The organism is Kitasatospora sp. NPDC057940 (genome assembly GCF_042887425.1).
In the GTDB taxonomy this organism is placed as follows: domain Bacteria; phylum Actinomycetota; class Actinomycetes; order Streptomycetales; family Streptomycetaceae; genus Kitasatospora.
The window spans coordinates 314,425-338,316 of sequence record NZ_JBHVPH010000005.1 but is presented as its reverse complement, the minus strand read 5'-3'; the positions used below and the strand labels follow the sequence as shown (position 1 = coordinate 338,316).

The 23,892-nt window shown below is 73.6% G+C and carries 16 protein-coding genes; 5 read left to right on the top strand and 11 right to left on the bottom strand.

Annotated elements, in window-relative coordinates:
- Positions 1-143: 143 nt before the first annotated feature.
- The 7 genes from ACFVTF_RS11775 to ACFVTF_RS11745 form a co-directional block, all read right to left on the bottom strand.
- A complete protein-coding gene (locus tag ACFVTF_RS11775) occupies positions 144-1,712 on the bottom strand; it encodes a class I adenylate-forming enzyme family protein (RefSeq protein ID WP_387812360.1) in 1,569 nt (522 codons plus the stop codon).
- Positions 1,713-1,792: 80 nt separating this feature from the next.
- Positions 1,793-3,316 carry an adenylosuccinate lyase family protein gene (locus ACFVTF_RS11770; protein ID WP_387812358.1) on the bottom strand — a complete coding sequence of 508 codons (1,524 nt, stop codon included), beginning with the start codon at positions 3,314-3,316 and terminating at the stop codon, positions 1,793-1,795.
- Positions 3,313-5,304 carry an FAD/NAD(P)-binding protein gene (locus ACFVTF_RS11765; protein ID WP_387812355.1) on the bottom strand — a complete coding sequence of 664 codons (1,992 nt, stop codon included), beginning with the start codon at positions 5,302-5,304 and terminating at the stop codon, positions 3,313-3,315. Before ACFVTF_RS11765 ends, ACFVTF_RS11770 begins: the two co-directional genes overlap by 4 nt.
- A 73-nt stretch (positions 5,305-5,377) precedes the next feature.
- Positions 5,378-6,949 carry a class I adenylate-forming enzyme family protein gene (locus ACFVTF_RS11760; RefSeq protein WP_387812352.1) on the bottom strand — a complete coding sequence of 524 codons (1,572 nt, stop codon included), beginning with the start codon at positions 6,947-6,949 and terminating at the stop codon, positions 5,378-5,380.
- Positions 6,950-7,177: 228 nt separating this feature from the next.
- Positions 7,178-7,723 (bottom strand): SRPBCC family protein, encoded by a 546-nt coding sequence (locus ACFVTF_RS11755; RefSeq protein WP_387812349.1) that lies wholly within the window; start codon positions 7,721-7,723, stop codon positions 7,178-7,180.
- A gap of 181 nt (positions 7,724-7,904) precedes the next feature.
- The gene (locus ACFVTF_RS11750) at positions 7,905-8,306 is read right to left on the bottom strand and encodes a GNAT family N-acetyltransferase (protein ID WP_387812346.1); all 402 of its coding nucleotides are present in this window, start codon (positions 8,304-8,306) and stop codon (positions 7,905-7,907) included.
- A gap of 106 nt (positions 8,307-8,412) precedes the next feature.
- On the bottom strand, positions 8,413-8,829 hold the full coding sequence (locus tag ACFVTF_RS11745; RefSeq protein ID WP_371516068.1) for a Fur family transcriptional regulator: 417 nt from the start codon (positions 8,827-8,829) through the stop codon (positions 8,413-8,415).
- A 200-nt stretch (positions 8,830-9,029) separates the two neighbouring features.
- On the opposite strand from ACFVTF_RS11745, the gene katG reads away from it, so the two are divergent.
- Complete coding sequence (gene katG / locus ACFVTF_RS11740) at positions 9,030-11,264, top strand: catalase/peroxidase HPI (protein ID WP_387812343.1); 2,235 nt, start codon at positions 9,030-9,032, stop codon at positions 11,262-11,264.
- A 159-nt stretch (positions 11,265-11,423) separates the two neighbouring features.
- Here the strand turns inward: katG and ACFVTF_RS11735 are convergent, their stop codons facing one another.
- The gene (locus ACFVTF_RS11735) at positions 11,424-11,993 is read right to left on the bottom strand and encodes a hypothetical protein (protein ID WP_387812340.1); all 570 of its coding nucleotides are present in this window, start codon (positions 11,991-11,993) and stop codon (positions 11,424-11,426) included.
- A gap of 367 nt (positions 11,994-12,360) precedes the next feature.
- On the opposite strand from ACFVTF_RS11735, the gene ACFVTF_RS11730 reads away from it, so the two are divergent.
- From ACFVTF_RS11730 to ACFVTF_RS11720, 3 genes are all read left to right on the top strand, one after another.
- Positions 12,361-12,540 (top strand): hypothetical protein, encoded by a 180-nt coding sequence (locus ACFVTF_RS11730; RefSeq protein WP_371516064.1) that lies wholly within the window; start codon positions 12,361-12,363, stop codon positions 12,538-12,540.
- Positions 12,541-12,703: 163 nt separating this feature from the next.
- On the top strand, positions 12,704-15,955 hold the full coding sequence (locus tag ACFVTF_RS11725) for a type 2 lanthipeptide synthetase LanM family protein (protein WP_387812337.1): 3,252 nt from the start codon (positions 12,704-12,706) through the stop codon (positions 15,953-15,955).
- A gap of 376 nt (positions 15,956-16,331) precedes the next feature.
- Positions 16,332-18,290 (top strand): ATP-binding cassette domain-containing protein, encoded by a 1,959-nt coding sequence (locus ACFVTF_RS11720; RefSeq protein WP_387812334.1) that lies wholly within the window; start codon positions 16,332-16,334, stop codon positions 18,288-18,290.
- Positions 18,291-18,415: 125 nt separating this feature from the next.
- Here ACFVTF_RS11720 and ACFVTF_RS11715 read toward each other — a convergent pair whose 3' ends face one another.
- Together ACFVTF_RS11715 and ACFVTF_RS11710 are read right to left on the bottom strand one after the other, a co-directional pair.
- A complete protein-coding gene (locus tag ACFVTF_RS11715; protein WP_387812331.1) occupies positions 18,416-19,438 on the bottom strand; it encodes a JmjC domain-containing protein in 1,023 nt (340 codons plus the stop codon).
- A 39-nt stretch (positions 19,439-19,477) separates the two neighbouring features.
- Positions 19,478-20,524 carry a cytochrome P450 gene (locus tag ACFVTF_RS11710; protein WP_387812328.1) on the bottom strand — a complete coding sequence of 349 codons (1,047 nt, stop codon included), beginning with the start codon at positions 20,522-20,524 and terminating at the stop codon, positions 19,478-19,480.
- 505 nt (positions 20,525-21,029) lie between these two features.
- On the opposite strand from ACFVTF_RS11710, the gene ACFVTF_RS11705 reads away from it, so the two are divergent.
- On the top strand, positions 21,030-21,500 hold the full coding sequence (locus tag ACFVTF_RS11705) for a DUF5990 family protein (protein WP_387812325.1): 471 nt from the start codon (positions 21,030-21,032) through the stop codon (positions 21,498-21,500).
- Positions 21,501-21,573: 73 nt separating this feature from the next.
- Here ACFVTF_RS11705 and ACFVTF_RS11700 read toward each other — a convergent pair whose 3' ends face one another.
- Positions 21,574-23,859 carry a M9 family metallopeptidase gene (locus ACFVTF_RS11700; RefSeq protein WP_387812322.1) on the bottom strand — a complete coding sequence of 762 codons (2,286 nt, stop codon included), beginning with the start codon at positions 23,857-23,859 and terminating at the stop codon, positions 21,574-21,576.
- Positions 23,860-23,892: the final 33 nt, after the last annotated feature.

Here is a 23,892-nt window from a genome sequence, read left to right as displayed (position 1 = left end):
GGCCCCGTGGACCGGGGGCCGGCCGTGGGGCGCGGGCCGGCCAGGGCCCCCCCGGCCGGGGGGCCGCCCCGGGGGGTGGCGGCCCCCCCGCCGGGGCCGACGCCTTTCTCGGCTCAGGCTTTCTCGGCTCAGGCTTTCTCGGCTCAGGCCTCCTCGGCCGTGGCCAGCTCCCTGGCCAGCTCCAGCCGCTTCACCTTGGTCGTGGCGGTGTGCGGCAGCTCGTCCAGCCGGCGCTGCACCGGCGGGGCCAGTGCGGGCAGGCCGGCCACCGCGCGGTTCCAGCGGGCGAGGTCGAGCGGCTGGTCGTCCCGGGTGCAGACCACGGGCACCGGGGCCTTGTCCCCGCCGGGCACGATGATCACCTCCAGCAGCTCGGGCAGCCGGGTGAACAGCTTGTCCTCCAGGTCCAGGGTGCTGTTGATCCCCGGGATCTCGTCGACCTCGCGGTCCAGCAGATGCAGGCAGCCCCACCGGGTGCGGTAGCCGAGGTCGCCCATCCGCCACCAGCCGTCCCGCGAGAACTGGCCCTCGAAGCGCTCCCGCTCGCCGAAGTAGGTGACGATCTGCCCGCCGCTGCGCACCTCGATGTGGCCGGGGGAGTTCTTGGTCACCGGCCGGCCGTCCCGGCTGACCACCCGGACCTCGGTCATCCCGGGGAAGGTCCGCCCGACGCAGCGGCCGTCGGCGCCGCTGCGGCGGTGCCGGGTGTAGGTGCGGGCGGCGATGGCGCCGGTCTCGCTCTGCCCGTACGTCTGGGCGAAGAACGGCAGGCTGCGCTCGGACGCGCCCAGCAGGGTGTCGACCGTGCGCGGGTGGATGGCGTCGAAGGTGTTGCTGAAGCAGCGGACCTTGGCCAGCGGCTTCGCCGGGTGGTCCGCCAGGACCTCCCAGCTCAGCAGGGTGTTGGGGTGGGACTCGATCACCCCCGGGGGGATCCGGGCGAACAGCTTCGCGACGTGCTCCGGCTCGTCGTCCCGCAGGATGATCATGGGGTGGCCGCGTAGCGCGAACAGCGCGGCCCCGCTGATCATCCGCGAGTGGACGAAGGAGACGTGCACGGCGATCGGCTCGTGCCGCCCGACCGGGGCGAGCAGCACCGACTGCGGGCGGCAGCGGGCCTGGATCGTGATGCCGGTCTGGACGGCGAGCTTGGGCAGGCCGGTGGTGCCCGAGGTGTGGGTGATCAGCGCCGGCTGGTCCTGCGGCATGGTCACCGGCGCCACCCGCTCGACCCCGGCCAGCCCGGCCAGCGCCGTCGCGCCCGGGAACTCCCCGGTGGCCACCAGCACCCGCTCGGTCAGGTCGAACACCTCGGACGGGAGTTCCTGCTCCAGCTTCGCCGCGTCGGTGAGCAGCGTCGGCCGGGACAGTCGCCCCAGCAGGCGGGCGACGGTGGCGCCGTCCAGCTTCGGGGACAGCAGTACCGGCACCCCGCCGACCCGGGCGACGCTGTAGGCGAGCAGGGAGATGTCGAAGCTGTCCGACTTGTGGATCACCACGTGTGAGCCGGGGCGGACCTGGGAAGCCCACAGCCGGGCGGCGAAGTCGTCGACCAGGTCGGCGAGTTCGGTCAGGGTGACCCGCCGGCCCAGCTCCGGGGCGATGTCGAGGTCGTGGTCGAGGTAGACCGGGCTCGCCGGGTGACGGGCGGCCGCGCGGTCCCAGACCGTGCCCAGCCGGATGCCTCGGTTGCCGACGCGTTGCAGGAACATGCTCCTCTTCCCCTTCGGTTGGTCGCAGATCGCTCGGGCGTCCGGTGTCCGGCGTCGGGACGCCGGACACCGGGCCGGCCTCACGGCTCGCGCAGGGCCCGGTCGACGAGGGGGCCGGCCGCTCCGGTGTACGTGGTCGGATCGCACAGCCGGGAGAGCTCCGCCCTGCCGAGCACGCCGTCCAGCGCGGGCAGTTCGGCGAGCACCTGCTCCAGCGGCCGACCGTCGCGGTCGGCCTCTCCGGACGCCTCGGTGAGCAGCTGCTTGGCCGCCGCCTTGCCGAGCCGGGGCGCCAGGACGGCGACGACCCGCTCCGAGACGATCTGACTACCCGTCAACTCAAGGTTGGTGCGCATCCGTTCGGGCCGGACCTCCAGCCCCTCGGCGAGCTCCACCGCGGTGTGCGCGGCGCCCCCGGTCAGCCGCAGCGCCTCGCGCAGCAGCTGCCACTCGGCGTGCCAGGCGCCCCCCGAGCGCTCGTCCTCGGCCAGTAGGCACTGGGTGAGCCCGGCGGCGATCACCGGCACCTGCAGCGCGGCGCTGCGGATCAGGGTGGCCAGCACCGGGTTGCGCTTGTGCGGCATCGCGGAGGAGCTGCCGCGCCCGGCCGCGGTGGGCTCGGCCACCTCGCCGACCTCCGTCCTGGTCAGCGACTGCACGTCGATCGCGATCTTGCCGAGGGCGCCGGCGGTGAAGGCCAGCGCGCCCGCGAGGTCGGCGATCGGGGTGCGCAGCGCGTGCCAGGGCAGCACCGGGCGGGCCAGCCCGGTCTCGGCGGCGAAGGCGGTGAGCAGTCGGTCCAGGTAGTCGCCCGGGTCCGGCGCCGCCCCGTTCGCCCCGCCCGCGGCCGCGCCGTCGATCCGGGCGTACTCCAGGTACCCGGCGAGGGTGCCGGCGGCGCCGCCGAGCGAGACCGGCAGGCCGTGTTCGGCGACCTGCCCGAGCCGCTGCTCGGAGTCCAGGACGAGCAGGCGCCAGCCGGCTGCCTTGAGGCCGAAGGTGGTCGGTACGGCCTGTAGGGCGAGCGTGCGGCCGGGGAGGACGGTGTCCCGGTGCCGTGCGGCGAGGACGGCCAGGGCCCGCGCGGTGCGGGTGAGGTCGGCGCGGATGATCCGCAGGGCCTGGGCGGCCACCAGCATCGCGCCGGTGTCCAGGACGTCCTGGCTGGTGGAGCCGCGGTGGACGTACTCGGCGGCGGCCCGGTCCTCGGCCGCCACCACCCCGGTCAGCGCCCGGACCAGCCCGACGACCGGGTTGGCGGTCTCCCGGGACTCGACCGCGAGGGCCCGCAGGTCCAGCAGCTCGGCGCGGGCCAGGCGGGTGATGGTGTCGGCGGCGGTCTTGGGCAGGGTGCCCAGCCCGGCCTGGGCCCGGGCCAGCGCCGCCTCGGCGTCCAGCATGGCCTGCAGCCAGGCCCGGTCGCAGACGGCGGCCTCGACCGGCGTCCCGGCGCGGACCGGGGAGAGCAGCCCGGCGTCGGTCAGGATGTCGGCCGCGTCGTGCGGGTCGTGCTCGTCGTGCGGGCCGCCGGGTCCGTCCTGGGCGTCCGGGGCTTCCAGGGCCTCCTGGGCGTCCTGGGCGTCCGGCTCGTCAGGGTCGGTCATATCAGCACTCCGGTCAGGTCGGTGACGGCCGCGTCCGGCCGGACGCCGAAGGGCAGCTGGGTGGTGGGCGGCAGGGCGAGCAGCGAGCGGGCGATCGCGTCCGAGTCGCCGAGGGTCACCGAGTCCACGCCGGGCCGGATGCCGGCCGCCGTCACCCAGTGCACCGACTCGGTCGGCACCCCGTAGGCGTAGCGCCGCGGGTGCGCCCGGCCCCGGGTGTCCAGCAGCCGGTACGGCCGTTTGGTGACGGCCAGGCCGCCGGTCTCGTAGTCGGTGCCGCCCGTGCCCGGGATCCGGTACGCGGTCGCCTGCTCGGTGCTCAGCAGGTGCTGAAGCAGCGGGTCGGTGGTGCGGCGCAGGTCGGGTTCGGGCAGCCGGGCCTCGATCAGGACGGTGGCGCGCACCGGCGGCTGGGGCACCGCCCGGGAGGTGAGCACGTAGGCGGCCGCCTCGGTGTCGATCCGGATCTCGGTGCCCGGGCCGGTGAGCTCGACCACCCCGGCCTCGATCAGGGCGATCAGCTCCTCGATCCGGGAGACCGGCGGGCCGATCGACAGGAAGGCGTTGAGCGGGGTGTACCAGCCCTCCAGGTCGTCCCGGTGCGAGTTCCCCTCCAGCCCGCCGTGGTCCACCGCGAGGCGGATCTCGTTGCGCAGGTCGCGCAGGATGTCCAGGGCGGCCTTGAGCGGGCCGCTGAGGTTGCCGGCGCGGGCCGCCTCGACGTCCTCGGCCAGGTATCCGAGCAGCCAGTCGCGGAAGTCCTCCGGTCCGGTGAACTCCCGGCCCCCGTAGGGGCGGAAGAGCCGATCCCAGTCCCAGCGCTCCGACTCGGGGATGCCGTACTCGTCGAGCAGGGCCGCGAAGCCGCCGCCGTGGGCGACCGTCAGGTACCGATCGACGAAGGGCTCCCGCTCGGCGCCGCGGCCCTTCGCGTCGAGCAGCGTGCCGTAGTAGACGCTCTCCACCTCGCGCGCGATCAGCGGCCACAGGTCGGTGCGGAACTGCACCGGCTCGCCGGCCGCGGACTGCTCGCGCAGCCCGGCGATGTACTCGGCGGTCAGCAACCGGGGGAAGTAACGGCCGTACGCGCCCTTCTCGTTCTCGCCGCGGGCGTGGTACGGGATGCCGCGGCGCGAACTGGCGAACAGCTTCGGCTCCCGGCCCGACGGCCGGTACTCCAGCCGCCCGTCCGCGCGGACGAAGGCGCCGCCCCGGCCGACCGTGAACAGGGCCATGTGGTCGAAGAAGTTCAGCCCGAGGCCGCGCAGCAGCACGTGCTGGCCCGGCAGGATGCCGCTCAGGTCGAGGTCCGCCGGGTTGGCCGGGGTGATGTAGGTGAGGTGGTGGATCCGGGACAGGCTCGCCGTCCGCTCCTCGTGCGGGGTCGGCCGGGCCGCGACGTGGCCCTGGGCGAGCACGATGGCGTCCAGGTGGTTGAGCCGGCTGCCGTTCTCCAGGCGGATGCCCTGCGGGCCGCCGGGGACACCATGGGTGTCCGCCATCGCCACCGCCCGCGAGCGGTGCACCTGGACGGTGACGTGCGCGGGCGCGCCGTCCGCCACCCGGCGGAAGCTCGCGTTCAGGTAGCGCCCGTAGAACGCCCGGGTGGGGTAGCTGTCGGCTCCCAGGGCGCGGGCCTCGGCCACGCACTCCTCGTCCTGCCCGGAGGCGGCGCCGGCCTCGGCGACCTCCACCGCCCACTCCCACAGGCTCGGACCGGGCTCGATCGGGCCGTCGATCCGGGAGCTGTCGTCGGTGTACACGGTGATCTGCGAGGCGACGGTGTTCATCAGCAGGTGCCGTGACTGGTCCTGGCGCCAGACGGCGCCGGCGCCGGGCGCGGCCGGGTCGACCATGTGCACCGTGATGGAGTCGTGCGAGGGCGCCGCGCGCTCGTTGGCGCAGAGCCGCTCCAGAACGGACAGGCCGCGCGGGCCGGCCCCGATGACGCAGACCTCCAGTGCCGCCTTGCTGCCCACTCCGCTCATGCGCCCACCTCGCTTCGCTCGGCAGGGGCATCCGCCCGCGCGCACCTCTCGATGACGGGCTCGGTTCGCTCACTCACGGCTTCACGTCCTCCACGTCTTCCACGTCCGCCCGAGCGCCCTGCGGGGCGTCGGCGAGCAGCAGGCGGGCGAGCTCCAGGCGCTTGATCTTGGTGGTGGCGGTCCTCGGCAGCTCGTCCAGCCGCCGGTGGACCGGCTCGGCCATCGGCGGCAGCGACGCCGTGGCGCGGCGCCAGGCCGCCAGGTCCAGTGGTTCGTCGTCCTTGGTGCACACCACCGGCACGGCCCTGCCGTCCGGGCCGGGGATGATGATGACCTCGGCGAGGCCGGGCAGCTGGCCGAACAGGGTGTCCTCGGCCGCGAGGGTGCTGCCGAAGCCCTCGATCAGGTCGACCTCGCGGTCCAGCAGGTGCACGCAGCCCCACTTGGTGCGGTAGCCGACGTCGCCCATCCGCCACCAGCCGTCCGCCGACACCTGGGCGTCGTAGCGGTCCTGCTCGCCGAGGTAGGTGACGATGCGTCCGTCGCTGCGCACCTCGATGAAGCCCGGGTTCCGCTCGGACGGCGGGTTGCCGTTCCGGCTGACGACCCGGACGTCGGTCATCCCGGGGAACGGCATGCCGACGCAGCGGCCGTCGTCGTCCAGGGTGCGGCGCCGGGTGAAGCCGCGGACGATGGCCGGGCCGACCTCGCTCTGCCCGTACAGCTGGCCGAAGAGCGGCGAGCGGCGCCGGGTGGCGCGCAGCAGCCGGTGCACGGTCCGCGGGTGGATCGCGTCGAAGGTGCTGCTGAACAGCTTGACGTTGGACAGCGGGCCGCGCGGGTCCTGCGCCAACTCCTCCCACTCCATGAAGGAGTTGGGGTGCGCCTCCAGGATGCCCGGCTTCAGCCGCGCGAACAGGTCGCCGACGTGCTTCGGGTCCGACTCGCGCAGCACGACCAGCGGGAAGCCGCGGTAGAGCGAGATCGCCAGCGCGGTGATCAGCCGGGAGTGGACGAAGGAGACGTGGATGGCGATGGTCTCCCGGCCCGGGATCAGCGGGGCGATGACGGAGGCCTGCGGGCGGTAGCGGGACTGCAGGCTGAACCCGGTGTGCACGGCCAGCTTGGGCGTCCCGGTGGTGCCCGAGGTGTGGGTGATCAGCGTCGGGTGGTCGGCCGGCATGATGACGGGCCTGACCCTCTCCACCCCGGCCAGCGCCCGCAGTTCGACGGCGTCCCGGTACGAGCCGGAGGTCAGCACCACCCGGTCGGCGAGGTCGAAGACCGTCTCGGGCAGCACGTTCTCCAGCTTCTCCTGGTCGGTCACCAGGAACGGCCGGTCGGTGCGGCGGACCAGCTCGGCGACGGTCGCGCCGTCCAGCGCCGGCGACAGCAGGACCGGGACCGCCCCGATCCGCGCCGCCGCGCACGCGAGCAGCGTGATGTCGAAGCCGTCGGCCTTGTAGACCACCACCCGCCGGCTCGGCCGCACGCCCGCCGCCCAGAGCCGGGACGCCAGGTCGTCCACCAGGTCCGACACCTCGGCGACGGTCGCCCTGCGGCCCAACTCCGGTGCCGCGTCGAGGTCGTGGTCGAGGATGAGGACGTTCGCGCCGTGTCTGGCCGCGGCGCGTTCGAAGAGCATCCCGAGCTGAATTCCCCGGTTTCCGATACGTTGAAGAAGCACCTGTACGCCTCCCGGGCCTCGGCTGTGCGCCGTCGGCGCCTGACGTGAATGGAATGGACACCACCCGCGGTGAAAGGGACACCGTCCGAGGTGAATTGGCGTGCCCGGGCGTCCGAATGGCCGCGTGCCCGGGTACGGGCCCGGGAATTCCGGGCGAATCGCGGAAAGGCCGGATACCGCCCGGCGTCACGCCTCTTCGATGACGGCCTTGATGCGCTGCAGGGTGGCGGCCAGATCGCCGGAGATCTTGTCGCCCCACTCCGCGAAGAAGCGCTGCTTCTCGGCCGCGTCCATCTCCGCGGTGATGCCCTTGATGCCCTGGGTGGCCGAGTCCATGCGGAAGTGGTGGGTCAGCAGGCTGCCGCCGCCCTCGGCGGCCTCGATGTCGAAGCCCCAGACGCTCTCCTGCTTCTGGCCGGCCGAGTTGTGGATCGCCCACCGGAAGGTCCGGCCCGGCTCCGCGGTGACCACCTCGGACTGGGTCGTCCACCGGCCGCGGACCACCGGCGCCCAGGCGACGATGTCGTCGCCGCGGAGGTTGTCGCCGCGGAACACGGACCCGACGGCGGCCGGCTCGCCGACCGTCCATTCACCGCCCAGGCATTCCGGGCTCCATTCGCCGCTGCGCGGCAGGTCGCTGATCACCGCGTAGACCTCGATCGGTGTCGCGGAAATGCGAATGTCGGCGTCGGCGGAGAATATCGGCTGCTTCTCGTTGATGGTTTCGCCCATGCCGGGGATCGTCCCAGCCCGGCCCCGGCGGGGGTCAAGGGCGGGCCGGCGGGTCCGTCAACTCCGTGGTTCCGTGTCAACTCCGGTCCGGCGCCGCGGTGAACGGCCACGGACCGGCCGGCATCGCGTAGCACGAACCGGCCGGCACCGCGGGCCGCGAACCGGCCGTCCCCTCGGAGCGTTACGAACCGGCCCGGATCTCGCGGGCGAAGTGCATGGCGACGATCGACATCCGGGCCGCGTGGTAGAAGCGGTGCGCGCCGTGGTTGGTCACCCCGGAGTCGAGCTCGATCCGGGCGCACCCCGCCCGCCGGGCCCGCTCGTCCAGCTCCGCCATCAGCCGCCCGCCGACCCCCGCCGACCGCACCGCGCGGTCGGTCACCAGGTCGTCGACGAACAGCAGCCGGCCGCGGCTGGTCGCCAGCACCCGGTGGGTCGCCACCCCGACGCACCGCCCGCGGCCGTCGTAGGCGGCGGTGAAGGACAGCCCCTGCGCGTGCGCCTCGGCGGCGAAGGCGGCGAACCCCTCGGCGGTCAGGGCCGGCCTCAACTGCCGTATCAGCGGCCCGACATCGGTCGCCATGGCGGCGCTCCCCGGTGTGACGTCAACCATCGTCAGTTCCATCCCCCGATCTTCGCAGGGAACCCCGGTCCGCGGTCCGGGCGGGGAGGTGGGTCCGGGCCCGTGGTCAGGCCGCCGCGCAGGCCGGGCAGAGGCCGCGGTAGGTGACGGCGGCGTCGGTGACGGTGAAGCCGAAGCGCTGGTCGGCGGGCAGGGCGGCGAGGGGGTCGTCGGTGGGGTGGACGTCGCGGATGGTGCCGCAGTGGGTGCAGACGAGGTGCTGGTGCGGGTGGTGGGCGTTGGGGTCGTAGCGCTTGGCCCGGCCGTCGGTGGAGACCTCGGTGACCTCGCCGAGGGTGACCAGTTCGCCGAGGGTGTTGTAGACGGTGGCCCGGGAGATCTCGGGCAGGCGTTCGGCGGCTCGGGCGTGGACCTCGTCGGCGGTGAGGTGCACGTGCTCGCCGTCCAGGACCTCCGCCACGACACGCCGCTGGGAGGTGAGGCGCCAGCCGCGTCCGCGCAGTCGCTCCAGCAGGTCACTCATATCGGTTCACCTATTCAGGTCAATGGGAGGCCAGGATTTTACCAAGTGATTTCGGCTTCTCTCCGGTTCCCGATCGGATATGCGTTTGGTGTCAATCTTGACGTGGATCGTGTCCATCGTAGGATCGGCTCCGGCGATAGCCTGGGTAGCAGGAAGTAGCAGTGAAGACACCGTGATCCGCCTTGTAGGGAAGGATTTCCATGTCTGAGAACCACGATCCGATCGTTACCGAACCCGAGCCGCAGGCGGAGGGCGCGGGTGGCTGCCCGGTGGCCCACGGGCGCGCGCCGCACCCCACCCAGGGCGGCGGAAACCGCCAGTGGTGGCCGGAGCGGCTCAATCTGAAGATCCTCGCGAAGAATCCGGCCGTGGCGAACCCGCTCGGCGCGGACTTCGACTACGCCGCGGCGTTCGGATCCCTCGACCTTCCGACCGTGAAGCGGGACATCGAGACGGCCCTCACCACCTCGCACGCCTGGTGGCCGGCCGACTACGGGCACTACGGCCCCTTCATCATCCGGATGGCGTGGCACAGCGCGGGCACCTACCGGATCAGCGACGGCCGCGGCGGCGCCGGGGCCGGGCAGCAGCGCTTCGCCCCGCTGAACAGCTGGCCCGACAACGCCAGCCTGGACAAGGCCCGCCGCCTGCTGTGGCCGGTGAAGAAGAAGTACGGCCGCAACCTCTCCTGGGCCGACCTGATGATCCTGGCCGGGAACGTCGCCCTGGAGTCGATGGGCTTCGACACCTTCGGCTTCGGCGGCGGCCGGGTGGACGAGTGGGAGCCGGACGAGGACGTCTACTGGGGCCCGGAGACCACCTGGCTCGGCGACGAGCGCTACACCGGCGACCGCGAGCTGGAGCGCCCGCTCGCCGCCGTCCAGATGGGCCTGATCTACGTCAACCCCGAGGGCCCCAACGGCACCCCGGACCCGCTCGCCGCCGCCCGCGACATCCGCGAGACCTTCTACCGGATGGCGATGAACGACGAGGAGACCGTCGCGCTGATCGCCGGCGGCCACACCTTCGGCAAGACCCACGGCGCGGGCCCGGCGGAGAACGTCGGCCCCGACCCCGAGGACGCCCCGATGGAGCAGCAGGGCCTCGGCTGGAAGAGCACCTTCCGCACCGGCAAGGGCGGGGACGCGATCACCAGCGGCCTGGAGGGCGCCTGGACGGCCACCCCGGTGACCTGGGACAACAGCTTCTTCGAGACGCTGTTCGGCTACGAGTGGGAGCTGGCCAAGAGCCCGGCCGGCGCCTTCCAGTGGAAGCCGAAGGGCGGCGCCGGAGCGGGCACCGTCCCGGACGCCCACGACCCGTCCAAGCGGCACGCCCCGACGATGCTGACCACCGACCTGTCGCTGCGCCTGGACCCGATCTACGAGCCGATCTCCCGGCGCTTCCTGGAGCACCCCGAGGAGCTCGCGGACGCCTTCGCCCGCGCCTGGTTCAAGCTGACCCACCGCGACATGGGCCCGGTCGCCCGCTACGTCGGCGCGGAGGTCCCGACCGAGCAACTGGTGTGGCAGGACCCGCTGCCCGCGGTCGACTACCAGCAGATCGACGCCGCGGACGTCGCCGCCCTGCGGGAGCGGATCGCCGCCTCCGGGCTGTCGGTCTCCGAGCTGGTGTCCACCGCGTGGGCGGCGGCCTCCTCCTTCCGCGGCAGCGACAAGCGCGGCGGCGCCAACGGCGGCCGGATCCGGCTCCAGCCGCAGATCGGCTGGGAGGTCAACGAGCCGGACCGGCTGGCCTCGGTGCTGCGCACCCTGGAGGGCGTGCAGCAGGAGTTCAACGCCCGGTCCGGCGCCAAGCAGGTCTCGCTGGCGGACGTGGTGGTGCTGGCCGGCGGCGTCGGCGTGGAGAAGGCCGCCCGGGCGGCCGGCCGCGACGTGGTGGTGCCGTTCACGCCCGGCCGGGTGGACACGACGCAGGAGCTCACCGACGTCGACTCCTTCGCGGCGATGGAGCCGGCCTCGGACGGCTTCCGCAACTACGTGGGCAAGGGCAGCCGGCTGGGCGCCGAGTACCTGCTGCTCGACAAGGCGAACCTGCTGACCCTGAGCGCGCCCGAACTGACCGTCCTGGTCGGCGGTCTGCGGGTGCTGGGGGCCAACTACCAGCAGTCCCCGCACGGCGTCCTCACCGAGACCCCCGAGGCCCTGACGAACGACTTCTTCGTCAACCTGCTGGACCTGGGCACGGAGTGGAAGGCCACCCCGGAGGACGGGCACACCTTCGAGGGCCGGGACGCGGCCACCGGCGCGCTCAAGTGGACCGGGACCCGGGCCGACCTGGTCTTCGGCTCCAACTCCGAACTGCGCGCCGTCGCCGAGGTCTACGCGAGCGACGACGCGAAGGAGAAGTTCGTGGCGGACTTCGTCGCGGCGTGGGTCAAGGTGATGAACCTGGACCGGTTCGACGTCGCCTGATCCCGCGCGGGCCTGAGCCCGCGCCCGCCTGATCGTCCGGAGGGCGGTGAGGATCCGCCATCGGCCCGGAGGTGTACGCCTCCGGGCCGATGGCGGACCGCCACCGGGGGTGCGCCGCGGTGCTGATCGCGGTGCTCGGGGCGCTGCGCGGGCGGTGGGTCAGCCGCCCTCGCCGGGCCGGTGGCCCTCCGTCTTGGGCTCCTCCGCCGCGTTCTGCTCGGCCGCGTCCTGTTCCGCCGTGTCCTGCTCCGCCTTGTGCTCGGCGGCCCGGACCTGCTCGGCGAAGACCTGCGCGTCGATCCGCTCGACCGTGGCCCCGTGCCGGGAGGCCAGGTCGTCGGCCCGGTCGGGGGAGGACTCCCGGAGCTCCAGGACGAGCAGCGCGCCGCCGTCCGGGACGCGCGGCGAGAGCATGATCAGCCCGGCGCCGCCCTCCGTCGCCCGGCCCTCCTCGGCGGCGTTGCCGAGCGCCGCACCGGCCGCGAAGCCGAGCAGGACGCCGATCGGCCCGCCGACCAGGCCCACCAGGCCGCCGAGCACGCCGGAGCTGACGGTGGTCACGCCCGCGCCCCGGGTGAAGGCGTCCTGGACCTCCAACAGGCCGTCGGCGCTGCGCTCCAGCGCCGCCAGCTGCCGCAGGCCCGGCAGGTGCTGCGCCCCGTCGAAGGCCGTCCGCCAGGCGGCGGCGTCCGGGAAGGTCAGCAGGACGACGTTGTGCTGCTCGCTCATCGCGCTCCGATCGGGCCGGGGGCGGGGGTCGCCGGATTCCATCGTGACCTTCGGTGCCCGGCCCGGCCACAGGAGCGACGGGCGGCGCGGACTGCCCGGGGTCCGGCCGTTCAAACGTGGGGCCCGGTTCAGGGTCCCGTCACCGCCCGGATTCCGGACAGGTGTAGGGCGACGGGAGGTTCGCCGGGTGGCCGGGGGAGTGGGTGCGGCCTGCGGGAGCCGGACGGGAGGGGAGACCTCGTCCCTATTTCGACCCTGGCCGAAATTGTGCCCGGTGCGCGGCAGACCCCTGGTGCGGTGGGTGGGGCGGTGCCAGGATCCCGACCCGGCACGACCGTGCCAGACCCGAATGTCTGAAGGAGGCACCATGCAGCCCACGGCAGAGCAGGTCCGCGCGCTCAAGGACGAGGACTTCCGGCTCACCCTCGGCCAGGGCCACCAGGTCCACCCGGCCGGCGACCTGTCGGACGAGCTCTACGTGACCGCCGCGGTGCAGTCCAGCACCTGTGGCGGCTGGAGCAGCTGCGCCCACGTCTGCAGCTTCTGAGTCCGCCGTCCGCGGCGCGGACCCCGGTCGCACCGCCGGGGCCCGCGCCGCGGACGCACGATACGGCCGGTGAGCGCGCGCCCGGCCGCACCGCCGGGGCGCGTCCGCCCGGTACCGCAACCGTCGAGCGCACAGCACCGCAACCGTCGCGCACGAACCGAGCATGGAGAGACCGCCCGTGGTGGACGCGTCCGAAATCCGTCGGGCCGCCGCCCGAGCCGTCCCGCTCGCCGCCCGCCGTCCGCTGCCCGACCCGGAGGCCCAGCGCGCCGAACGCGCCGAACGGGCTGAACGGGCCGACCGTGCCGGGCGGATCCTCGACCGCTGGCGTGCCCAGCCGCCCTTCGACCGGGACGACTGGTTCGAGCGCCGCCTCGCCGCCGACCGCCTCGACCCGGACGGGCTGCGCGCCCTGCTCGCCGAACACCCGGCCGACCTCGCGGACCGCCTCGGCACCCCCGACTGGGCCGAACGCCTCGCCGCCGCCTTCGAGGCCGGGCACACCCTCGACCTCCCCGAGGAGCACGCCTTCGCCCGGCTCGTCGCCCCGCTGCTCGCCGACGCCCGCGACCGTCTGCGCACCGGCCTCGCCGAACTCGGCCCCGCCACCCCGGGCGCGGCTTCCCCCGGTCCCGCCACCCCTGGCCCCGCCAGCCTCGGCACCCCCGACCAGCTCGTCGCCCTCGTGCTGCCCGCACTCACCGCGACCGCGCACGCCACGGCCGTCCGCACCGTCATCACCGAACTCCACGTCGCCCGCCTCTCCGGCGAGTTGACCGGAGAGACCCCCGAACAGCGCTACCGGACCTTCCTCGACCGGCTCACCGAACCCGGCCGCGCCGTCCGACTCCTCGCCGAATACCCGGTGCTGGCGTACCGGCTGGCCACCGCCGCCGAACAGTGGACCGCCACCTGCCTCACCCTCTACCGCCGCCTCGCCGCCGACCTCCCCGCCCTCGCCCGCACCTTCGCCGACGGCCGCCCGCTCGGCCGCCTCACCGAACTCGCCACCGGCCTCGGCGACCCGCACCGGGGCGGTGCCACCGTCAGCGCCCTGCGCTTCGAACACGGCACCCGGATCGTCTACAAGCCGCGCCCGCTCGGCGCCGAGACGCACTTCCAGCACCTCCTGCGCTGGCTCAACCCCATGCTCCGGCTGCCGCTGCACGACCTCGCCCACCTGGCCCGCGACGGCTACGGCTGGGTCGCCCACGTCACCGCCGAACCGGCCCGCGACGAAGCCGAGTTGAGCGACTTCTACCACCGTGCCGGCACCCTCGCCGCGCTGCTCCACACCCTCGACGCGGTCGACTGCCACGCCCAGAACCTGATCGCCGTCCGCGACCAGCCGGTCCTGATCGACCTGGAAGCGCTGTTCCACCCCGACCTGCCCGAACCCGCCAAGGACCTCTCCGAGTCCGAACGGCTCGCCCGCCACCAGGCCCGGCACTCGGTGCTGCGCTCCGGCCTGCTGCCCGAGCGCATGTGGGACGAGGGCAACGGCGGCACCGACCTCTCCGCCCTCGGCTGGGATCCGGGCAGCCTCCCGCCGCGCCCCGCCCCCGTCCTGGTCGACCAGGGCACCGACCGGCTCCGCCTGGAGTACCGCCGGATGCCCGTCGCGGCGCCCGGCAGCCGGCCCGTCCCGCCCGGGCGGCCGCTGCGCCTGGCCGACCACGTCGGCGAACTCGAAGCCGGCTTCACCGAGGCCTACCGGCTGCTCGCCGCCCACAAGGGTGAACTCCGGGAGCTCATACGGGCGTTCGCCGCCGACGAGACCAGGATGCTGCGCCGCGACACCTTCGAGTACCGCAGCCTGCTCGCCACCGCCTGCCACCCCGACCTGCTCCGCGACGGCCTCGACCAGGACCGCCACCTCGACCGGCTCTGGGCGCTCCCCGCCTGGGAGGAGCACGCGCTCGCCTACGTCGACGACGAACGGGCCGACCTCTGGCGCGGGGACGTCCCGGTCTTCACCATCCGCCCCGACAGCGTCGACGCCCGCTCCTCCACCGGCGCCCTGATCCCCGGCGTCACCGACCGGCCCGCACTCGACCTCGCCCTCGCCAAGGCGGACGCCCTCAGTGAACCGGACCTGGCCCGCCAACTCCAGCTGCTGCGGCTGTCGGTGGCCACCGCGGACGGCGCCCGCGAGCCGCGCCGCCCCCCGGTCACGTCCCCTCCCGCGCTGCCCGGGAAGCCGGCCGAAGGCCTGGACCTGGCGGCCCGCGCCCTCGCCAAGGCCGTCGACGCCGGCGAACAACTCCTCCGGGAGGCCTATCGGGGAAGCGCGGACCTCGCCTGGGCCGGCCCCAACTGGGCCCCGCCCGGCCGCTGGGCGCCCGCCGAACTCGGCCCCGACCTCTACAGCGGGACGGCCGGCGTCGCCCTCTTCCTCCACCAGCTCGCCACCGTCACCGGCGATCGCGAGCACCGGAACACCGCCAGGGCCGTCGAACTGACGCTACGTCACCAGATTCGGCGGCGCGCCGACCGCCTCGGCGGCGGCCTCTCCGGCGTCGGCGGCGTCCTCTACACCCTCGCCCACCTCGCCGCCCACCACCCCGACGCCGAACTCGACGCCCTGGCCGCCCAGGTGGTGCGCCGCAGCGCCGTCACCGCCGCCGACGACGCCCAGCACGACCTGCTCGCCGGCAACGCTGGCACCATCGGCGGACTGCTCGCCTGGGCGGCCGTCCGCCCCGGCCCCGCCGTCACCGACGCCCTCGCCGCCTGCGCCGAACGCCTCGTCCGGGCCGCCGCCCCGCGCCCCGAAGGCGGCGCCGGCTGGCTGCCCGCCTCCCTCGCCGGCACCGCCAAGCGCCCGCTGGCCGGTTTCGCCCACGGCGGCTCCGGCATCGCCTGGGCGCTCGCCCGCGCCGGCCGGCACCTCGGTGACCCGCGACTGCCCCAACTCGCCCTCGCCGCCGTCGAGTACGAAAACACCCTGTTCGACCGGGCCGTCGCCAACTGGCGCGACGTCCGCGAGGACGGCGGCCCCGACGCGCCCCACTACCCGTCCCTCTGGTGCCACGGCGCCTCGGGCATCGCGCTCGCCCGCACCGAACTCGCCGAACTCCTCCCCGAATCCCGTGAGTTGCTCCTCGCCGAACGCGACACCGCCCTGACCACTGTCCTCCGCGAGGGCTTCGGCCACAACTTCTCGCTCTGCCACGGCGACTTCGGAAACCTCGAACCCCTCCTGCTCGCCGGCGACCGCTGGCGCACCGCCGCTCTGCGGCAGGCCCACGCCACCCTCGACGACCTCGACACCCGCGGCTGGATCTGCGGCCTCCCGCACGGCGTCCACAGCCCCTCCCTGATGGTCGGCCTCGCCGGCACCGGTCACGGCCTGCTCCGCCTCGCCGCCCCCACCACCCCCTCCCTCCTCGCGCTCCACCCGCCGACCCCCTGAGACGTTCGGCGAGGTCGGCGAGGTCGGTGAGGTCGGACGGCGCGGGCTCGGCCGGGATGGTCCTGTGATCGTCGGACCGCACGTCCGGAGAAAGCCGCAACCGGCCCCGAATCGAACATCGCGGACCCTCCCGGTGATCGATTGCCACCAACTCGCCGCCGCCGACACGGAATCGCCCGGATCGAGTGAGACCGGCCGGGACACGCCGGACGGCCCGGCGGACCGCTGCCAGGATCGGGGTCCGCACCGCAGCCAGCCCCTCGCAGAGTGCCCTCCGGCACCGCTGCCGACCCCACACGCCCACTCGGCGGTGAGGGCTGCCCGCGCGCGGATCCGCTGCGGCCACCGGCCGTCGTACCAGGGAGCAGGGAGCACTGTGTCCGAACAGATCGTGAAGCCCGAGAGGCCCCACACCCCGCCCGACCAGCCCGTTCAAGACCAGCACGACGAGGACCAGCACGACGAGGAACTGCGCCTGCGCTTCCCCGGCGACCGCCGCGCCGAGGCCGGCGCGTCGATGTCGGCGAGCGCGATGCTGCGCCGCCTCCCGCACCTGGTGCGCCGCGCGCTGGCGCTGGCGTGGGCGGCGGACCGGACGTCCACCGTGCTGCTGCTGGTGTGCCAGGCGCTGGCGGGCGTGTTCGGGGCGTTGGCGCTGTACGCGACGACCGGCACCCTGGGCGCGCTGCTGGTGGCGGGCCCGGTGGGGGAGCACCTGCGGACCGCCGCGCCGTCGCTGCTCCTGCTGACCGTCTCGGCCGCGCTGCGCGCGGTGCTGGGGATCGCGGTGGTGGGGCTGTCCGGCCGGGTGTCGCCGAGGGTCACCCGGGAGGCGGAGCTGGCGCTGATCGCCGCCGGGTGCGCGGCCGAGCTGCGGGCGTACGACGAGCCCGCGTACAACGAGCAGTGGGAGGCGGCCGATCGGGGTGCCTCGACCACGCCGGACCTGCTCTCCAACGCCCAGGACGTGATCGCCTCGACGGTCTCGCTGGCCGCCGCGGCGGGCGTCCTGGCGACGCTCCACCCGTGGCTGGTGCCGCTGCTGCTGCTGGGTTCGGTGCCGACCGGGGTGGCGGCCGTCCGGACGGCCCGGATCCACTACCTGGCGGCCGTGGCCACCAACGAGGACCGTGGCGCGCTGCGCGTCTACCGCTGGTTCCTGATCGACAAGACCCGCGCGGACCAGGTCCGTTCGGACCAGGTCACGCCGTTCCTGATGGCCAAGTACCGCCGCGCCGAGGAGAAGATCGTCGAGGCGACGGACCGGGCGACCAGGGAGGCGGCGAAGGTCTCCCTGCTGGCCTCGCTGGGCACGGGGGCGGGCAGCGCGCTGGTCTGGGGCACGCTGCTGTACCTGGTGGCGAGCGGCCGGATCGACCTGGCGGCGGCGGGTACGGCGACGTTCGCGCTGCGGACGGCCTCGTCCGGGCTGCAGGGCCTGGTCGGCAACGGCGCCCGGCTGTACCGGATGGGCCTGTACCTGGACGACTACTTCACCTTCCTGGACGAGGCCGGCGGCCACCGGATCCGGCGCGGCGGGATCGTGCCGGACGCGCCGCAACTGGTGGAGGTCGCGGACCTCGGGCACGCCTACCCCGGCGAGCAGCAGGAGCCGGCGCTGTGCGGGGTCAGCATGACGCTGCGGGCCGGGGAGGTGGTGGCGGTGATCGGGCAGAACGGCAGCGGCAAGTCGACGCTGCTGAAGCTGCTGTCCGGCCTCTACCTGCCGCAGTCCGGCCGGATCTGCTGGGACGGCGTGCCGGTGGAGGAACTGGACGCGGACGGCATGTGGTCGCGGGTGGCCCGGGTGCCGCAGGAGTTCGCGCGCTGGCCGCTGGGGGCGGCCGAGAACGTCCACCTGGGGCACCTCACCGAGCAGGTGATGGCGGACGTGGAGCGGGCGGCCGCGCGGACGGGCTTCGACGAGATCGTGGCCCGGCTGCGGTCGGGCTGGCGCACGCTGCTGGCCCAGGGCTGGTGGGGCGGCGCCGAGTTGTCGGGCGGCGGCTGGCAGCGGGCGGCGGTGGCCCGGGCGCTGTACCGGACGGTGCGCAGCCCGGGGCTGCTGATCCTGGACGAGCCGACCTCGGACCTGGACCCGCGCGCCGAACACCGCATCCTGCACGCGCTGCGGGCCCTCGCCCCGGGGCGGATCACGCTGCTGGTGACGCACAACATCGCCAACGCGGCGGTGGCGGACCGGGTGATCGTGATGGACCGGGGCCGGATCGTGCAGACCGGCACCTGGGCGGAGCTGGCGGCGCGCCCGGACGGGCTGTTCCGTGAGCTGCTGGACCTCCAGCGGGACCGGACGGTCCCGGCGCAGCGGGTCTAGCGTCCTCGGCCGTCGAGGGCCGGTGCCGACCGTCCTCCGTACCGTCGTCGTCATCACGGCGGTACGGAGGACGGGCGGCGCTTGCCGGGCGCGGTGTGTGTCTTTGACGAACCTGCGCCAGCGCGTCAGTGCGTGGTGCGTGCCGCGTCGCGCAGCCTGCGCCAGGTGCGGCTGACGGACGCCAGCCCGGCCCGCCCGGCGTCGGTCCCGCCGCCTTCCCAGCCCCGGGCCGCCTCGGCGAACGTCTCCGCGCGCTCCGCGTTCTCCGCCGCCTCCGCCCGGGCCGCCCGTGCCTGCGCGGCCCGGGCGGTGAGCCGCAGGTCCTCCGGTTCGATCATGTCGAGCCTGGCCCGGACGTGGTCGAGCAGCGCGGCGCAGGAGTCGTCGATCGCGCCCTCGCCCAGCGGGCGCGCCGGGAGGCCCAGCCCGTCCGTCAACCGCTGCTCCAGGGCGGCCCGCAGGTCCGGCACGGAGACGTCGCGGATCGTGAGGGAGAGGTGGGCGGAGAGGCCGGCGGCGCCGACCGCGCGGTGTGCGAAGCCGCGCGGGACGTAGAGCACGCTGCCGGGTTCGAGGACGCTGTGCAGGAGGCGCGGGGAGTGCTCGTCGTCGGGGAGTTCTCCCGGCGACCAGTCCGCCGTGCCCGGCGCGTCGTGGACGTACCAGGTCTTGCGTCCGGCCGCCTGGAGGACGAACACGTCGGCGTCGTCGCGGTGCACCGCGAGGCCCTGGCCGCCGGCGGGCGTGACGAAGAAGAACGCCTCGACGCGCCGGTCGAGTTCTTCGGACAGCCGCGCCACCAGCTCGCCCGTCGGGCGGTGCCACTGGTCGACGCAGCGCAGCAGCAGCGTCGCCCCGACGCCCAGGAGTGCGAGGACCTTCGCGCGGTCGGCGAAGCCGTGGTACGTCACGCCGTTGACCGTGCGTGACGTGGTGTAGGCCTCGGGCGGGACGGTCACCTTGGTGGAGCGGACCATCTCCAGGTAGGGGGTGCGCAGCAGCCCGGTGTCGAAGGCGGCGTCCAACGCGTCCAGGTCGAACGGCGAGGCGAGCTTCTCCGGGGTGAAGACCGCGGGCTTGCGCTGCCACTGGTGGCCGGTGAAGCTGCGGACGTCGCCGACCCAGTCGGCCAGCGTGGGCGATTCCATGGTGTGTCCCGTGGTGTCAGGGTGTTCGGGGCTCGTGGGTCAGGCCCTGATCCCGGCGTCGAACCGTACGGAGAGCAGGGAGCGCAGGGGGACGTGCGTCTCCTGCTGCGGGCCGCGGATGGTGAGCCGGTGGTCGAGGGCGACGTTCAGCAGGCGTTCGGCCAGGGGCACGATCAGGTGCTTGGCCCAGCAGCGGGCCCCGTCGAAGCCGAACGGCATGAACCCGGGCGTCTTCTCCGGGTCCGCCACCCCGGCCCACCGTTCGGGCCGGAACTCCAGCGGGTCGGACCAGTGCTCCGGATGGCGGTGCATCAGGAGCGGGAAGAGCGCGACGCGGTCCTCGGGGCGGATCTCGGGGTGCAGTCCGGTGTAGGCGTGGCCGTCGTTGCGGAACAGCATCCACGCGGGCGGGAGCAGTCGCAGGGTCTCCCACAGGACCTCGGTGAGGTCGGCGCGGGCGCCCTCCCGCTCCCGGTCCGGCCCCATGAGCCACAGGGCGTTGCCGGCCAGTGCGGCCACCCCGTCGCAGAGGGTGGCCGTCGACCGCCGGTACAGCGCGATGGCCTGCCTGCGCTCCCGGGTGCCGTCGGCGTCGCGGATCTGCCCGGCCAGCGCGGTGCTCCTGCCCTCGGCAGCGGACCCCGGCCAGACGGTGACGGCGCGGTCGACGATCCGGGAGAGCCGGTCGGAGCGGGTGACACCGCGTTTCGACAGGAGGGAGACCGGCAGCGGGTCGGACGCGAAGAGCCATCGGCGCAGGTAGGAGGTGGCGGCGTAGGGCCAGGCGCCGGAGAGCCCGGGTGCCGGGGGCGGCGGGGTCCTGATGCCCGCAATGACGTCCTGCCCCAGCGCGCGGATCGTCCGGGTCGCGCTGTCGTGGTGGATGTCCGCTCCCGCGGCGGGCTTGTAGACCGAGCGTTCCGCCGACCGCACGGGGCGCGCCGCGACGATTTCGGCCATCAGCCCGCTGTCGGAGACGCCGACCGTGCGGGCGTCGATCCGGAATACCTTTTCTTCCCTGGTCAGCAGGTCCTGGATCTTCGGGGCGTAAACGACAGAATGGGCGCGCCCGGCTGTCGGCGCCATTTCTTCCATGAGAATCCCGCCTCCAATGAAATGGCGATGAAATGGATTCCCCCGGCGGGCGGAGAGCTCGGGCGGCCGGGAGAACTCCGGGCAGGTGAACGGGTGGGGCGCTCTGCAGCGCCGGCGGGGGCCGCGGCCCGGCCGTGGCCCGGCCACAGCCCCCGATGGTGACGGTACGTCAGATGACGTGCGCGATCCACGAGTGGTCGGCGAGGTCCTCGTCACGCTTGAACTTCTTCACGATCGCCTTGATCATCTTCATGGGTACTCTCCATTCCCGGGATGGCAGGCACGGTGGAGCAAGGATGCCCGCGGCTTGGCGGAAATTCGGCATTCCGATCGGAACCCCGAACCGACTTTCATCTAACCCCGGACCTTAACCGAAAGCCAGTGTTCCTGACGCTCTTTTGACAAAGGATGACCAACTGCCGGTCCGGATTGCGCGGCGCATTAGATGGCCGATCGTTATAACTTTCCAGGGCGTGCGGTGGGGGACCATATCGGTATGGAGCTGAGGATTGAGGCCACCGACCTGCCGGGGCGTGAGTGTGCCGCCGCGCCGGGCTTCCCGGGCTACCGGGACCTGCACGTCGCCGTCCAACGCCGGGGTCGCCCGGCCGAGTTGCTCGACCCGGTCCCGGGTGACGCGCCGCGCGCCCGCTGGTCGCTGGAGTGCGAGGCGAGGCCGGTGCCGGGCGGCGCGGACCTCCCCGGAGGCGTGGACCTCACCGGCCGGTACGTGCAGGGCGGCCCCGGCGCCCGGTTCGTCTACCTGAACTGGGTGACCAGGGACGGCGACGGCTGGGCGCTGCTCCGCCGGGCCAAGCTGCTGCTGGCGGCGGTCGACCGGGAGGTCGCCGGGGCGGCGGTGGAGCGCGGCGTCCTGGTGGCCCGGCTGCGCCTGACGGACGCCAAGGGCCGTCCGCTGTGCGCCGCCGTCCGCCCGCCCGTGGTGACCTGGTCGGCGGAGGGCTGAGCGCGAGGGGCCCGAACGCGCGAGGAGGGCCCCGCCGCACGCGGGGCCCTCCTCGATGTCCTTTGTGCGCGGGTCAGTTGTACGTGGTGGTGACGGTCACGCCGCCGAAGCCCTGCTGGGCGTAGAGGCTGAAGTACACCCAGCCGGACGGCGGGTTGGTGATGGTGAGGGTCTCGCCGTTGCCGGCGTTGGTGGACTTGGCCAGGTTCGACCCGGTGGTGGCCCACGTACCCCCGTTGTAGTAGAGGTCGGCGTTGCCGGTGCCGCCGGTGGTGGTGATGGTCAGCTGCTTCACGCCGGCGGGCAGGTTGAGGAAGCTGTAGCTGTAGTTGCCGGTGGTGGCGGCGACGCCGTCGCGGCGGCAGTTCTTGTCGTACTGCCGGGTGTCGCCGGCGGTGCACAGCGGGGCCTGGCTGGTGGGCAGGCTGCCGCAGTTGTCGGCGCCGCAGGCCTTGAGCCAGGTCGCGAAGTCCGCGTCGTAGCGGGTGCCGATGGTGGTCTTGAGCAGGGTGCGGGCGCCGTTCCAGTCTCCGACGCGGTACTTGGCGAGGAGCGCGTCGACGTCCTGCGGGTGCGACTGGAGCATGTAGCGCACGGCCAGGTAGCCCCAGTTGTAGACCTTGGTGGAGTCGGAGTTGTCGTAGGTGTTGTCGAAGAGGGTGCTCAGCGTGTAGGTGCCCTTCGCGGCCTGGGCGACGGCGTCGTCGTAGTGGACGCCCCGGTAGCTGTACGAGATGTACTCGGCGAGGCCCTCGACCCACCAGACGGTCGGGGTGGTCATGCCGGCGTCGAAGTCGCCGTAGAAGTCGTAGCGGCCGTCGAGGTAGTGGGTGTACTCGTGGTTGAGGTTCCAGATCTGGAAGGCGGGGCGCAGCCAGTCGGCCTCGTGCGCGATGAAGCGGGCCTGGTTGCCGGGCTTGGCCGGGTCGCCCTCCTCGTACATGCCGCCGTTGTCGACGGCGATGCCGTACATCTCCCAGGCGTAGAGGCTGTAGTCGTAGTAGTCGTCGAAGACGACGACCTCAAGGCTGGTGTTGTTGTCGTTGGCGACCGGGCCGTTGTCCTTGACCACCTTGTGGAAGAACTGGTCCTCGTTGATCAGGCTGGTGCAGGTGTCGGCGAGCTGCTGCGCGGTCATGTCCTGGGCGCGGATGCGCAGGTTGGCGTTGCAGGTGTGGTCGACGGTGAGCACGAGCGGGACGAGCCGGGTGGGCAGGTCGCAGGTGCCGTAGTAGGCGCAGTTGCCGGTGTCCTTCTTCTCCGCGAACCAGACCAGGTTCATGGTGAGCGGCGCGGTGGCGCCGACCAGCGGGTACCGGTTGACCAGGTCCTTGACGATCGGCCGGCCCTGGGCCCTGGTGGCGTCGTTGGCGACCAGGTTGCCGATCTGGATGCCGATCGAGGTGACCAGGTCGGAGCCGTTCAGCTGGGAGCTGTTGCGGGTGACGAAGGACGCCATGGTGGTGGCGAAGGAGGGGTCGGCCTGGAGGGCCGCGGTGAAGGCCGGGAGGTCGAAGCCGCGCTCGATGACGGTCTTGGTGTTGGCGACGGCGGTGGCCATCGAGCCGGTCCAGGAGCCGGTGTAGTCGGTGAGCAGGCGCTTGACGACGCCGGTGTAACGGGCGTTCTCCTGGGCGCTGTCGATCAGGGTGACGGCTTCGGCGAGGGTCGCGCCGTTGGACTCGGTGACGTCCTTGCTGTGCGGGGCGGCGAAGAAGCCGTCGAGGGCGCCGCGGATGGCGGTCTGCAGGGTGGCGCCGTACGGGCCGACCACGTCCGGGTTGTACCACTGCACGTAGTAGCCGGCGCGCAGGAACAGGACCAGCTGGCCGGCGGAGGTGGAGTCGTCGCCGGGGTAGGTGGCGGAGACGTCCCGCAGGGCGTTGGCGACGGTGGCCATCTGGGCCTCGTTGAACGCGGCCTTGGCGTCGTTGCCGGTCAGGGTGAACAGCGTGTTGACGCAGTCGAGGCCGGCGGCCTTGACCCGCTGGACGAGCGCGGCCCCGGTGTTCCCGGTGAAGGCGGAGACGTCGCAGGCGGGGGCGGCGGCGAGCTGCCTGGCGGCCTTGTCGGCCTTGGCGTCGAGGCCGGCCCCGGTGGCACTGGCCGCCGTCGGGGCGGTCGCCTTGGCCTGCTGGTCGGCGGCCAGCGGGCGGGCGTCCTTCGGGGTGTCGGGGGACTTGGGCACGGGCACGGAGTGCGGTGCGGCCGCCTTGCCGGTGGGGGTGGTCGAGGGGCGGGCCGCAGGGGTGTCGGCGGCGTGGGCCTGGGGTGCGAAGAGACCGAGCGCGAGGAAGAAGGCGACGCCGAGCGCAGGGAGTCTGCGCGCGCCGGCCTTCGCTATCCGGGAGGGACGCATCTGTGGGGGCCTCCGGGGCCGTTGAGGGTTGCC